13 protein-coding genes are annotated in these 12,562 nt (G+C 68.6%); 8 read left to right on the plus strand and 5 right to left on the minus strand.

From position 1 onward, the window contains the following. Positions 1–156: 156 nt before the first annotated feature. On the minus strand, positions 157–804 hold the full coding sequence (locus ACWEPL_RS20550) for a nitroreductase family protein (protein ID WP_452437122.1): 648 nt from the start codon (positions 802–804) through the stop codon (positions 157–159). 13 nt (positions 805–817) lie between these two features. Then, a complete protein-coding gene (locus tag ACWEPL_RS20555; RefSeq protein ID WP_452437123.1) occupies positions 818–1,072 on the minus strand; it encodes a hypothetical protein in 255 nt (84 codons plus the stop codon). A gap of 135 nt (positions 1,073–1,207) precedes the next feature. Here ACWEPL_RS20555 and ACWEPL_RS20560 point away from each other — a divergent pair, with 135 nt between their 5' ends. Then, on the plus strand, positions 1,208–1,438 hold the full coding sequence (locus ACWEPL_RS20560; RefSeq protein ID WP_363983709.1) for a hypothetical protein: 231 nt from the start codon (positions 1,208–1,210) through the stop codon (positions 1,436–1,438). 202 nt (positions 1,439–1,640) lie between these two features. Here the strand turns inward: ACWEPL_RS20560 and ACWEPL_RS20565 are convergent, their stop codons facing one another. Further along, a complete protein-coding gene (locus ACWEPL_RS20565) occupies positions 1,641–1,787 on the minus strand; it encodes a hypothetical protein (protein ID WP_452437124.1) in 147 nt (48 codons plus the stop codon). A gap of 575 nt (positions 1,788–2,362) precedes the next feature. Continuing rightward, positions 2,363–2,914 carry a helix-turn-helix domain-containing protein gene (locus ACWEPL_RS20570; protein ID WP_363983703.1) on the minus strand — a complete coding sequence of 184 codons (552 nt, stop codon included), beginning with the start codon at positions 2,912–2,914 and terminating at the stop codon, positions 2,363–2,365. 62 nt (positions 2,915–2,976) lie between these two features. Between ACWEPL_RS20570 and ACWEPL_RS20575 the strand changes: the two genes are divergently transcribed. Next, positions 2,977–4,305, plus strand: coding sequence for an erythromycin esterase family protein (locus tag ACWEPL_RS20575; protein ID WP_452437125.1), 1,329 nt, complete (start codon positions 2,977–2,979; stop codon positions 4,303–4,305). A 35-nt stretch (positions 4,306–4,340) separates the two neighbouring features. Here ACWEPL_RS20575 and ACWEPL_RS20580 read toward each other — a convergent pair whose 3' ends face one another. Beyond that, on the minus strand, positions 4,341–6,287 hold the full coding sequence (locus tag ACWEPL_RS20580) for a potassium transporter Kup (RefSeq protein WP_452437126.1): 1,947 nt from the start codon (positions 6,285–6,287) through the stop codon (positions 4,341–4,343). 390 nt (positions 6,288–6,677) lie between these two features. Between ACWEPL_RS20580 and ACWEPL_RS20585 the strand changes: the two genes are divergently transcribed. The 6 genes from ACWEPL_RS20585 to ACWEPL_RS20610 all read left to right on the plus strand — a co-directional run bounded on the left by ACWEPL_RS20585 (position 6,678) and on the right by ACWEPL_RS20610 (position 12,451). Next, on the plus strand, positions 6,678–7,007 hold the full coding sequence (locus ACWEPL_RS20585; RefSeq protein WP_350737154.1) for a PadR family transcriptional regulator: 330 nt from the start codon (positions 6,678–6,680) through the stop codon (positions 7,005–7,007). 2 nt (positions 7,008–7,009) lie between these two features. After that, positions 7,010–7,411, plus strand: a complete 402-nt coding sequence (locus tag ACWEPL_RS20590; protein WP_363983696.1) for a DUF1048 domain-containing protein — start codon at positions 7,010–7,012, stop codon at positions 7,409–7,411. Continuing rightward, positions 7,411–8,178 carry an ABC transporter ATP-binding protein gene (locus ACWEPL_RS20595; RefSeq protein WP_452437127.1) on the plus strand — a complete coding sequence of 256 codons (768 nt, stop codon included), beginning with the start codon at positions 7,411–7,413 and terminating at the stop codon, positions 8,176–8,178. Before ACWEPL_RS20590 ends, ACWEPL_RS20595 begins: the two co-directional genes overlap by 1 nt. Before the next feature lie 10 nt (positions 8,179–8,188). Then, positions 8,189–8,950, plus strand: a complete 762-nt coding sequence (locus ACWEPL_RS20600) for an ABC transporter permease (protein ID WP_452437128.1) — start codon at positions 8,189–8,191, stop codon at positions 8,948–8,950. Positions 8,951–8,982: 32 nt separating this feature from the next. After that, on the plus strand, positions 8,983–10,200 hold the full coding sequence (locus ACWEPL_RS20605; protein WP_452437129.1) for a cytochrome P450: 1,218 nt from the start codon (positions 8,983–8,985) through the stop codon (positions 10,198–10,200). A 355-nt stretch (positions 10,201–10,555) separates the two neighbouring features. Continuing rightward, on the plus strand, positions 10,556–12,451 hold the full coding sequence (locus ACWEPL_RS20610; RefSeq protein ID WP_452437130.1) for a CocE/NonD family hydrolase: 1,896 nt from the start codon (positions 10,556–10,558) through the stop codon (positions 12,449–12,451). The last annotated feature ends 111 nt before the right edge of the window (positions 12,452–12,562 follow it).

Raw genomic sequence — 12,562 nt, forward strand, 5'->3', positions numbered from 1 at the left:
CGCGGGCCGTAGCAGGCTGTGCACGAGGCGTTCGGGTAATGGCATGGGACGTTCCAAGACCTTTCCAAGTCTCGGACCACCGAGCGCCCGGGTGCGGTGGGTCAGCGGCCGAGCTCACCAGGCCGCACCTGGGTCAGGGCGGTCTGGCCGGCGCGCTCACCACCGGTCCCAGTGCAGAACCTCCTCCCGTGGGATGCGGGGAGCGGGCTTGAAGTCGGTGCCGAGCGTGAAGGCCAGCGGGATGAAGGCCGCCAGCATGACCTCCTCGTACGGCACGCCGAGCACCTTGGCCAGCTCGCGTTCGAGCGGCGCCTGCGCGGTGGTCCACACCGTGCCCAGCCCGCGCGCCCGGGCGGCCAGCATGAAACTCCACACCGCGGGCAGGATCGACCCCCACGCCCCCGCCTGCACGGCCACCGGCTCATGGTCGGTGCGTCCCTCCACGCCGGGGATGACGAACGCGGGCACCCGGTGGATGTTGGCGGCCAGGTACCGCAGGCCATCGAAAACCCGCTCGGTGGAGCCGGAATGGTAGCTCATGCGCCACAGATCACGTTCGGTCAGCGGCTGCCCCGTGGCCAGCGTCAGGGCGCGCAGGAAGATGTCGGCCACGGCCCGGCGCTGCTCGGCCCCGGTCACGACCATGAAGTGCCAGCGCTGCCGGTTGCGCCCGGTGGGCGCCTGCACGGCGAGGTCGACGCACTGCTCGATCAGCTCGCGAGGCACCGGCCGGGTGAAGTCCAGGCGTTTGCGCACGGCCCGGGTGGTGCTCAGCAGTTCGTCGGGGGTGAGGTCCAGCGTCACGATGGGTCTCCTGTCAGGCGGTGGGGACGGGTACGGGGCGGCGCGAGCGCAGGCCGTAGGCGGCGATGCGGCCGCCGAGCAGCAGGAAGCCACCGTGGGCGACCGCGTAGCCGGACATCAGCCACCGCAGGGCGCTCTCCGGAAGCGACAGATCACGCCCGATGGCGGGCAGGGCCACGCCCATCAACGACAGGTCCATCGAGTCCAGGAACACCGCGGCGCACAACAACGCCAGGGCCACCTGGTGGCGGCCGTCGGTTCGGATCACGGTCACTCTCCATCTGCATGCAAACAATTGGCGGACAGACGGTTCGGACCGTATGCCTACAAATCATCTGCTGTCAAACAATCTGTCTGGAGATTGATCTGCGATAGGCTGCCGGGTGGACGTAAGAGGAGAGCGATGGCGGCAACGACCAGGACGACGGGGCGCGGGACGGCCTACTTTCCGCGACTCGCCGCCGAGCGGCTGGACATCGCGCCGCACCGGGCCTCGGCCGCCGTGACCCGCGCCGCCGAAGTGCACGCCGCGGGGGCCGCGTCCGCAGGGAACGCAACCCGCGCGACCGGCGGTCCTACGCAGTCACCATCACCGGCTCAGGCCGCCGCCGGCCCGCCGGGGCCCAAGCCTTGATTCCGGCCTTCCTTGATGACGCCTTCCAAGCCCTCACCTCCGACGAGCGCGGCCGGCTGAGCGCGATCCTCGCCAAACTCCTGCGGCCGGGGCGTAGGCGCTCTGGGTGTTGGGGTTGGCCGTGCGCGGGGTGGCCGGAAAGGCCCTCAACGAAAGCCGCGAGAGATCATGACTGGTGCTCGGCGTTCCGGTCGGCCCGGCCCTACTGCCACTGCTCCATGGCCTGCCGGAGGGGCACGTTCACGAGGAGCAGGAACTCGGCAGAGAAGCCGAAGCGGGCGCCGGCCGGGGTCGTGGCCCCGAGGATCTCCGCCGCGCGCTGCGATGCGGCGATCAGGGTGTCGTTCATTTCCAGTGCCGCAAGGGTGGATCGGACCCAGAGCTCGTCGTCGACGACATAGCGTTCGCGGCGCCCGCCGGGAGTTCGTTCCCGCTTGAGCAGTCCCTGCTGTTCGAGGAAGGCGATGGACCAGGTCGGCGGCGGTGAGGGTGCCGGAGTCGGTGACGTACAGGCAGGTGCTCAACCACGGGATGCACGGCAGCGAGCGGATCCTGTCCCGGCCCGCCGTCGAGCTGATGACCACCAACCGCCTCACGCCCGAGCAGCAAGCCGCCCGAGAGGCCTGGGCCCGCGGCGTCGCCCATTTGGCGTACGGCACCGGACAGCATGGCGGCTGGGACTTCGGGATGGCGGTGCGCACCTACCGTGGCGACTACGCGCCCATCGGCCAGTTCGGCTGGGACGGCGGAGCCGGCACCACCACCTACGCCGACCCGCGCAACCAGCTCGTCGGCATCCTGCTCACCCAGACCGGGATGTCCACCCCGAACTCGGCACGGGCCATCCACGACTTCTGGACCCACCCTCTACCAGGCAATCGACGACTGACCTCGCCGCGCTGGGCATTGCCGTCCGGGACGAGTTCACGGGCTTCCTTCGTCCTGCCCCCGTTCCTCCGTCGGAAAGAAGATCGCGCTGATCACGTGCGGTCGCCGCTCCGGTCCGGGCCCGTTCCCCGTCCGCGCCCTGAGCACCTCCCGCAGCTCAACCGCGAGTTCCTCCATCTCCTCCGAGGTGAGCCACAGCGTCCCCTGCCGATACCCGACCCGATCCGCGACCGGATCGGCGCCCGGCCGGTCAAGATAGGCGTTGAACTCGGCGAGCAGCGCCGCCATGGCCGCCGCGAACCCGTGGCGATGGTCCTGAAGTGACATCGCCCTGGCCGTGTCGAGATCGATGTGCGCGGCGTTCTGCCGCAGCCGGTAGTAGCGCTCGACCATCCCCCGTACCCGCTGCTCGTCGGCCACTTCCAGCAGCCCGGCGTCGGCGAGCAGGCCGACGTGCCGGTACAGGGTGGTCTTGGGCACGTCGGGCAGGCTCTCGCACAGGTCGGACGTGGTGCGGGTGCGCCCACCCGACAGTGCCCACATGATGCGCAGCCTGACGGGATGCAAGATCAACTCAAGCGTGTCCATTCTCCAATATTCCCATAACTGGTACTGTTCCCAAAGTTGGGACTATTCGAGAGGGGCAATCGATGACCGCGGCCACGACACCGGCACGGCTCAGCGACGAGGCGGTGATCCCCCTGCGCACGCTGGACCCGGGCGCCGCGCTGGACGACCTGGAATGGCTGGACGACGCGATCGGTGACGCGCGGGTGGTGGCGATCGGCGAGAGCGCGCACTACAACCGGGAGTTCTACGAGCTGCGCCACCGCCTGCTGCGTTACCTGACCGAGCGGCACGGGTTCGGCGCGTACGCGATGGAGACCGGATTCACGGAGGGCCGGCGTACCGACGCCTGGGTTCGAGGCGGCGAGGACCGGCTCGGCGAGATCATGGCGAGCGGCCTGACCTCACTCACGGGACTTTGGCGGCAGATGGGAGCCCACCTGGAGTGGATGCGCCGGCACAACGCCACCGCCGGGCGCCCCGTCGGCTTCTACGGCATAGATCTGGGAGGCCAGAACGCCTCCCTGATTCCCGCCCTCGACGCCGTGCTCGCCTACCTCGCGCAGGCCGATCCCGGCTTCCAGCTCGACCCGGCCATCCGGGAGACGGCCTCGGCCTTCGCGGCGACGTCGGCGTTCGCCGCTCCCGCGACCATGGCCGTCTACGCCCAGCTCCCGCCCGAGACGAAGGACGCGCTGACGGCGGGCCTCACCGGCCTCGCCGCGCGCATGAAGGGCCGGCGCCTGGAGTACGTCCGGCGCACCACCGCCGAGGAGTACGAGCGCGCGCTGCGATCCATGCACCACGCGCTCACCCTGGAGTCCGTCATCCGCGGCATGACCGGCGGCGACCAGCAGAGCGTGATGTACAACCGCGACGCCGAGATCGCCGACACGGTCGAATGGATTCTGCGCCGGCAGGACCGGATCGTCCTGGCCGCCCACAACGGCCACGTCCAGCGCGGGCCCGCCACGCTCCCCGGTATGGACCCGGTGACCCCGATGGGGATGCACCTGGCCGACCGGCTGGGCAAGGACTACCTGGTCATCGGCGCCACCTCGGGAACCGGTCACATGCTCAACTCCGACTTCGCCGCCTTCCAGGCCGGCGTCCTCTTCGCGCCGATGGAGGCTCCGGAGCCCGGCAGCCTCGACGCCCTCATGCACGCCGGCCACGACGGCCCCTTCGCCACCGATCTGCGGCGACTGTCGCCGGCCGACGCCGAGGCCGTCCGGGGTGCCACCGTGCAACGCGCCGGTGTCGGCGCGTACTACTCCCCTGTGAGCGCGCTGGACGCGTACGACATCGTCGTGCACCTGCCTCACGTCACGGGCGCCGACCCCGACCAGGCCGCGCTCGCCTGTTCGCCGCAGGAGGTGCGGGACGTGTTCTCCCACTACAAGCCCCGGTAGCCGGGCGCATCCCCCGCGAGGTCGCCCCCGTCGCGCTATACCTCGATCTGCGAGCCCATGATGACCGTGCGGTCTCGGGGCAGGCCGAAGAACTCGGCGGCGTCGGCGGTGATGTACGAGGTGGCGATGAACAACCGCTTGCGCCACGGCGCCATCGTCGGAGCCGTGCCACGCCGAAGCTCGACCTTCGACAGGAAGTAGGACGCCTGGTCGAGCCGCAGCCGCCCCTCGGTCATGGCCGGGTCGAGCAGCGCCAGCGCGCCGAGCACGTCCGGGGTCTCCATGTAGCCGAAGCGGGCGGTGACGTGGAAGATCCCGTCGTCGGCGTAGCCGAGGTCGTCGACGGCGATGCGCCGATCGGCCGGAACGCGGGGCACGGGCTCCGTCTCGATGGACATGATCAGGACGTGGTCGTGCCGCACGTGGTTGTGCTCGACGTTGGCGCGCATGGCCAGCGGCGCGGTCTCCTTGCCCCGGTTGAGGAAGACGGCCGTGCCCGGGACCCGCCGCGTCGCCGCCTTCCCGGTGCGCAGCCGGCCGACGAACTCGCGCAGCGAGCCTTCGCGCCGTTCGCGCTCCGCGGTGATGATCTCGCGGCCCCGTTGCCAGGTGGTCATGACGGTGAACGCGGTGAGGCCGATCAGCAGCGGCAGCCACGCGCCGTGGACGAGCTTGGTCAGGTTGGCCGCGACGAACAGCAGGTCCACCGACAACAACACGGTCGCGCCGAGGCCGATGATCCAGACCGGTGTGCCCCACTTCGCGCGGGCCACGTAGAAGAACAGCAGGGTGGTGATGGTGATCGTCCCGGTCACCGCCATGCCGAACGCGAAGGCCAGCGCCGTGGAGCTGCGGAAGGCGAAGACCAGGGTGAGCACCGAGACCATCAGCAGCCAGTTGATCCAGGGGACGTAGATCTGGCCCATGGTGGACTCGGAGGTGTGCGCGATCCGCAGCCGCGGCAGGTAGCCGAGTCGTGCGGCCTGGGATGCGACCGAGTACGCGCCCGTGATCACCGCCTGGGACGCGATCACGGTCGCCGCCGTGGCCAGCAGGACCATCGGCAGCCGCCCCCAGCCGGGAACGAGCAGGAAGAACGGGCTGCTGATGTTGGCCGGATCGGCGAGGATCAGCGCGCCCTGGCCGAGATAGCTGAGAACGCACGCGGGGAACACGAGGATCAGCCAGGCGCGGTTGATCGACCGGCGGCCGAAGTGGCCCATGTCGGCGTACAACGCCTCGGCGCCGGTCACGGCGAGCACGACCGCCGCCAGGGAGAAGAAGGCGACGCCGAAATGACCGGTCAGGAAGCCGATCGCGTACGTCGGCGACAGCGCCTTGAGGATGTCCGGGTGCTCGGCGATGCCGGCCACGCCGCACGCGCCGATGGTCACGAACCAGACGATCATCACGGGCCCGAACACCCGGCCGACGGCCGCGGTCCCCCGGCGCTGCACCAGGAACAGCAGCACGATGATCAACGCGGTGATCGGCACGACGAGCCCTTCCAGTGACGGCTCCACGACCTTGAGCCCTTCGACCGCGGACAGCACCGAGATCGCCGGGGTGATCATGCTGTCCCCGAAGAACAGTGAAGCGCCGAAGATGCCCAGCGCCGCCAGCACGGCGACGGTCCGCCGGCCCCGCTGCGTGCTCCACCGCCGCACCAGCGTGATCAGCGCCATGATGCCGCCCTCACCGTCGTTGTCGGCGCGCATCGCCAGCAACACGTACGTGACCGTGACGATGATCATCACTGACCAGAAGACCAGCGACACCACCCCGAACACGTTCTCCGTGCTCACCGGAACGGGATGCGGGTCGCTCGGGTTGAACACCGTCTGCAGGGTGTAGATGGGGCTGGTCCCGATGTCGCCGAACACCACGCCGAGGGCACCGACCACCAACGCGAGCCGCACCGCGTCATGCGCGCCCGGACCACGAGCCGCCTCCGGCGCGGGCACGTGCCGGCGATCGCTCACAACGCTCCCCCATCGCGCGACCGGACGATACCGATGCCTCAACATAACCGCCGGTAGCCCAGATCACCCGCACCGACCATGTCGACACCATGCATCCGCCGACTCGGTCGAGACGATCACCCCCGAGGCGTTCGACCGCGCTGCTTCCTCGACCCCCGGGCCTGAGCAGCCGCATCCACCTCCTCCAGCCCGCCATGGAACTCACGAACGTCATCGCCCCAGGTTCCATGTCAGCACGGCAACGGCCTCATGTCAGCGCGGCAGGCGATGGTGGACGCCATGAGCACCCGCGCCGGCGAATCCGGGGATCGACATCCCGGCTTGCCTTTCAGCTATTCAGCGTTACTATGTACCAGTAGCTAGCATTACCGAGTAGCTGAAGGATGTTCCATGGGCAAGCAGATGACGGAGATGCTCAAGGGCGTGCTGGAGGGCATCGTCCTGGCGATCCTGTCCGGTCGGCCCGCGTACGGCTACGAGATCACGGCGTGGCTGCGGGATCAGGGCTTCTCCGACATCGCCGAGGGCACCATCTACGCCCTGCTGGTCAGGATCGAGCAGCGCGGCTTCGTCGACGTGGAGAAGGTCCCGTCCGAGAAGGGGCCGCCGCGCAAGGTGTACTCCCTCAACGCTCAGGGACAGGCGTACCTGGAGGAGTTCTGGAGGACCTGGAGCTTCCTCGCAGAACGGCTCGAACAGCTCCACGAAGGAGGTAAGTAGGCATGGCCACAGAGCCGAACGAGCAGAAGAGTCGCTACCTGCAGTACCTGGAGGTGGTCACAGGGTCGCTCGAGGAGAAGCGGCGCTACCGCCAGTACAAGGCGCGCATCAAGCAGCTTCCCGAGAACTACCGCACAGCAGTCGAAGCGATGGATCGGTACCTGATCCACACCGGGCCGGTGGAGGGCTCGATCGCGATGTACGAGGACCTCGCCGACCTGTTCGAACGGAGCGCGGCGGACGGAACCCCGATCCGCGACATCTTCGGGGAGGACCCCGTGGAGTTCGTCGAGGCGTTCGCACAGAACTACCCCATCGGGCAGTGGAGAGCCCGGGAGCGAAACCGCCTCACCAGCGCCATCGTGCGCGCCGCCGGCGAAGACACAGAAGACAGGACCAGCTGATGACGAAACAGCAAGCCCAGGCGATCCAGGTGCGAGGCCTGGAGAAGTCGTACAAGGAACTACACGTGCTGCGCGGCGTGGACTTCGAGGTGGCGCCCGGCAGCATCTTCGCCCTGCTCGGCTCGAACGGGGCAGGCAAGACCACCGCCGTGAAAATCCTGTCCACGCTGCTCAAGGCCGACGCGGGCACGGCGAGCGTGAACGGCTTCGATGTCGCCACGCAGGCCGGCGACGTGCGGGAGTCCATCAGCCTCACCGGACAGTTCGCCGCCGTGGACGAGATCCTCAGCGGGCGGGAGAACCTCGTACTGGTCGCCCGGCTACGGCACCTCAAGAACCCGGGCAAGGTCGCCGATGACCTGCTCGCCCGTTTCTCGCTGACCGACGCCGGCGCGCGGAAGGTGGCGACGTATTCGGGGGGCATGCGCCGCCGCCTCGACATCGCGATGAGCCTCATCGGGAACCCGCCGGTCATCTTCCTCGACGAGCCGACCACCGGACTCGACCCCCAGGCGCGCATCGAGGTGTGGCAGGCCGTCAAGGAACTCGCCCACCGGGGTACGACGGTGCTGCTGACGACGCAGTACCTGGACGAGGCCGAACAACTCGCCGACCGGATCGCGATCCTGCACGAGGGCCGGATCATCGTCAACGGCACCCTGGCCGAGCTCAAGCAGCTGCTCCCGCCCGCCAAGGTCGAATACATCGAAAAGCAGCCGACCCTCGAGGACGTCTTCCTCTCCCTCGTCGCCGCCAACAACGCCTAAGGGAACCACGATGACCAAGCACTTCTTCGGCGACACCACCGTCCTGCTGGGACGATCTCTGCGCCACATCACGCGCAGCCCGGACACCATCATCACGACCGCGGTCATGCCGATCGCCATGATGCTGATGTTCGTGTACGTGTTCGGCGGTGCGATCAACACTGGGTCGGACTCGTACGTGAACTACCAACTGCCCGGCATCCTGCTCATCACGGTCGCCTCGGGCGTCGCCTACACCGCGTTCCGGCTGTTCATGGACATGAAGAGCGGCATCTTCGAGCGATTCCAGTCCATGCCGACCGCGCGCTCGTCCGTGCTGTGGGCGCACGTGCTGACCTCGCTGGTCGCCAACCTGATCTCGCTCGTGGTCGTCGTGCTCGTCGCCCTGCTCATGGGCTTCCGCTCGGCGGCAGGAGTGCAGGCATGGCTCGCGGTCGCCGGCATCCTGATCCTGTTCACCCTGGCGCTGACGTGGATCGCCATCATCCCCGGCCTGACCGCGAAGACCATGGAAGGCGCGAGCGCGTTCTCCTACCCGCTCATCTTCCTGCCGTTCCTCAGCTCGGCCTTCGTACCCACCGCCACCATGCCCGGCCCGGTGCGCTTCTTCGCCGAGCACCAGCCGGTGACCTCCATCGTCAACGCCATCCGCGCCCTGTTCAGCCAGCAGCCGGTCGGCACCGATGTCTGGGTCGCCCTGGCCTGGTGTGTCGGCATCCTCGCCGTCGCGTACGTCTTCGCCATGAACGCCTACCGCCGCAAGATCTCCTGACTTCCCCCATTCATTGCAACGAAGGAACGGTTATGACTGAATCCCTCCACACCCTCCCCACGATGCCGACGGAGCGTCAGCCCGGCTGCCCCTTCGACCCGCCCAAGGAGCTGATCCAGGCGCGCGAGCACGGCCCGATCAGCCGCTTCCCCTTCCCCGACGGGCACGAGGGCTGGCTGGTCACCGGCTACGACCTGGCGCGGTCGGTCCTGGCCGACCCGCGGTTCAGCTCGCGCAAGGAGCTCATGCGCCACCACCCGCTGATCGACTACAGCGAGTACGGCGACATCGAGGTCCCCCCGGCGCCGCCCGGCGAGTTCCTCCTCATGGACGACCCGCAGCACAGCCGCTACCGTAAACCGCTGGTGGGCAAGTTCACCGTCCGGCGGATGCGGCTGCTCACCGAGCGCGTCGAGCAGGTCACCGCCGAACACCTGGACGCCATGGAGAAGGCCGGACCGTCGGCCGACCTGGTGACCGCCTTCGCCAAGCCCATCCCCGCCATCATCATCTGCGAGCTGCTGGGCGTGCCGTACGAGGACCGGGGCTCCTTCCAGGACAACATCGACAAGTTCCTCGGCGGGGAGGTCAGCGACGAGGAACTGATCGCCGCCTACACCGCCACCCAGCAGTACCTCGCGCAGCTCGTGGCCGCCAAGCGCGCCAATCCCACCGACGACGTGCTCAGCGACCTCATGGACGGCGACCTGACCGATGAGGAGCTGCAGGGCATGGCCCTGATCCTGCTGTCGGCCGGCTTCGACACCACTGCCAACATGCTGGCCCTGGGCACCTTCGCGCTGCTGCAGAACCCGGACCAGCTGGCGGCGCTGCGCACCGACCCCGCGCTCGCCGAACCGGCCGTGGAGGAGCTGCTGCGGTATCTGACCGTCGCCAAGCAGTTCGCCAGGGTCGCGCTGGAGGACGTCGAGCTGGGCGGCCAGACCATCAAGAGCGGCTCGACGGTCATCCTGTCGTACGCCACCGCCAACCGCGACCCCGAGCGCTTCACCGACCCCCACGTGCTGGACATCCGCCGGCAGGACGGCGGGCACCTGGCCTTCAGCCACGGCATCCACCAGTGCCTGGGCCAGCAGCTGGCCCGCGTCGAGCTGCGCGTCGCGCTCCCCGCACTGGTCAACCGCTTCCCCACCCTGCGCCTGGCCGTACCGGCCGAAGAGGTCGCCCTGCGCCCGGAGACCGCCGACATCTACGGCGTCAAGAGCCTCCCGGTCGCCTGGGACGCGTGACCGACGGCCGATGGCGAGAACGCCACCGCGTTCCGCAACACTGTCATCGTCGCCGTCGAAGCAGCCACCCGGACCTACCGGGGCCGACATGATCCGCAAGATCACCGCAGCCCTCGACGCATTCGCCATCTACACCGCGACCTGCCCGACTGGGCACCAGATCCCCTTGTCGGCGCCGTCAGGCTGAAACCCGTGGCGCAAGGCGTTCCGCCCGATGCGCTCGCGCCGCACCAAGGCCAAAGCCGGTCGCACTCTCATCACGGCAAGCTCGCTGCTGCCCGTCAGCGCACTACGCCGCCGTCTCCGCGCGCTTCGTCGGCCGCCGCCGATCCCACCGACAGCAGCAGGAAGGCACATGTCAAACTCCCGACGGCGAGGGTTCCTCGCCGCAGTCGCACTCGCGATCCCGCTCGTGGTCGCCGGTGCTCCCGCCGCATCCGCGACGGCGGAGCCGAAGATCAAACTCTCCGGTGGGCTCACCCAGCCGGTCTTCTCCTACAAGGACGCCATCCGTGAGCACGTCCGGGTGCAGTCGCAGGTCGACAGTGACGGCGACGGCAAGAAGGATCTGGTCCGGGTGGACATCATCCGGCCGAAGGAGTCCGGTTCCGGACTCAGGGTTCCGGTGATCATGCAGGAAAGCCCGTATTACGACGACCCTGGCGTCGGCTTCGAGATCGAGAAGAAGAAATACGACGCGGACGGGAACGTGACGAAGTTCCCGATGTATTACGACAACTACTTCGTGCCGCGCGGGTACGCGTTCGTGTCCGTCGACATGATCGGCACCAGGTTGTCCGACGGCTGCCCCACCTCCTACGGCGCCTCCGACGTGCTCGGCGGCAAGGCGGTCGTCGACTGGCTGAACGGCCGGGCGACCGCCTACGACGACCAGGGCGATCCGGTCAGAGCCACCTGGACCACCGGCCGTACCGGGATGATCGGCCACTCGTACGAGGGAGCGCTCGGCGTCGGCGTCGCCGGCACCGGCGTGCAGGGGCTGGCGACGATCGTGAACATCTCGGGCTACACCAGCGGCTACGAGAACTCGCACGCCAACGGCACCCTCACCTGGTTCAAGGGCGGGGCGAGGTGGCAGTCCGAGCGGGTCGACAAGGATCCGGCGGAGAAGTGCGAGGCGGTGCGCCAGCGGATGGACGCCGAATCCGACGATGAGACCGGCAACTACAACGCCTACTGGGACGAACGCAACTACCGGACCGGCCCGATCTCCAAGGTGCGCAACGTCCGCGCCAGTGTCTTCTCGGTGATGGGCATGCAGGACCGCAACGTGGTGGGCAGCCAGTTCTCCGAGTGGTGGACCAAGCTGCCCCGCACGGTGCAGCGCAAGGCGTGGGTGACGCAGTACGGGCACCTCGACCCGTTCTGGGCCCGCCGCGAGGTGTGGCTCACCACCCTCAACCAGTGGTTCGACCACGAACTGATGGGCGTCTCCAACGACATCCTGCGCCGTCCGCGCGTCGACGTGCAGCTCGGCCCGGACCGCTGGATCACCCAGGCCGACTGGCCCGCACCCACGGCGCGGACGACGACCCTGCGGCCGCGGCAGGACGGCTCCCTGGGCCGCACGCCCTCGACCGGCACCGCCGGCTACGTCGACATCGCCCAGACCGAGATCGCGATGGCCGCCGACCCCGCCACCGCCAACCCCCACCGGCTGGCCTACCTGACCCCGCCGCTGAAGAACGCGATCAGGATGTCCGGAACGCCGACGGCGAGCCTGCGCCTCAAGCTGGACAAGCCGACCGCCAACCTGGGCGTCCTGCTCGTCGACTACGGCCAGGACACCCGCATCAACTACCGCGAACGCTCCGCGACGGCTGCGGAAGGCCTCAAGTTCATCGGCGGCGAAGACTGCGTCGGCGAAAGCACGGCCGATGACGACGGCTGCTACCTCAGGGGCGGCGACAACACGGCGACCTCCGGCTTCAACGTGGTTACCCGCGGAATCCTGGACGCCCAGAACCACAAGTCGCTCAGCCGCTCGGCACCGCTGACGCCGGGCAAGTCGTACCAGATCACCTGGAAGACGCTGCCGCAGGACTACGAGTTCAGGGCCGGGCACCGGCTGGGCCTGGTCCTGACCGGAGCCAACGACGACTTCAACCTCGACGAGAGCGGCACCGGAACCGGCACCGACGTCGAACCCGGCACCGGGGCCAAGGTCACCGTCGACCTGGCCGGCACCTCGATCTCGCTGCCGGTGGTCAACGGCACACCCATCGAGTGAAGCAAGATCGATATGAGCGGACAGTCGCGGCCGTACACGCGGCGCCCCCGACCTGCCGACCGGAAGCATGGCAGGCGGCGTCAGGCCCCTGTCCGGATCAGTGTGAGGAGC

The sequence above is a fragment of the Nonomuraea sp. NPDC004186 genome, assembly GCF_053603495.1.

Bases quoted from the DNA above. Each gene is read 5' to 3' on its own strand.
- ACWEPL_RS20560 (WP_363983709.1), top strand. From the start codon at position 1,208: ATGGCGGCAACGACCAGGACGACGGGGCGCGGGACGGCCTACTTTCCG.
- ACWEPL_RS20565 (WP_452437124.1), bottom strand. From the start codon at position 1,787: ATGAACGACACCCTGATCGCCGCATCGCAGCGCGCGGCGGAGATCCTC.
- ACWEPL_RS20570 (WP_363983703.1), bottom strand. From the start codon at position 2,914: ATGGACACGCTTGAGTTGATCTTGCATCCCGTCAGGCTGCGCATCATG.
- ACWEPL_RS20575 (WP_452437125.1), top strand. From the start codon at position 2,977: ATGACCGCGGCCACGACACCGGCACGGCTCAGCGACGAGGCGGTGATC.
- ACWEPL_RS20585 (WP_350737154.1), top strand. From the start codon at position 6,678: ATGGGCAAGCAGATGACGGAGATGCTCAAGGGCGTGCTGGAGGGCATC.
- ACWEPL_RS20590 (WP_363983696.1), top strand. From the start codon at position 7,010: ATGGCCACAGAGCCGAACGAGCAGAAGAGTCGCTACCTGCAGTACCTG.
- ACWEPL_RS20595 (WP_452437127.1), top strand. From the start codon at position 7,411: ATGACGAAACAGCAAGCCCAGGCGATCCAGGTGCGAGGCCTGGAGAAG.
- ACWEPL_RS20600 (WP_452437128.1), top strand. From the start codon at position 8,189: ATGACCAAGCACTTCTTCGGCGACACCACCGTCCTGCTGGGACGATCT.
- ACWEPL_RS20605 (WP_452437129.1), top strand. From the start codon at position 8,983: ATGACTGAATCCCTCCACACCCTCCCCACGATGCCGACGGAGCGTCAG.
- ACWEPL_RS20610 (WP_452437130.1), top strand. From the start codon at position 10,556: ATGTCAAACTCCCGACGGCGAGGGTTCCTCGCCGCAGTCGCACTCGCG.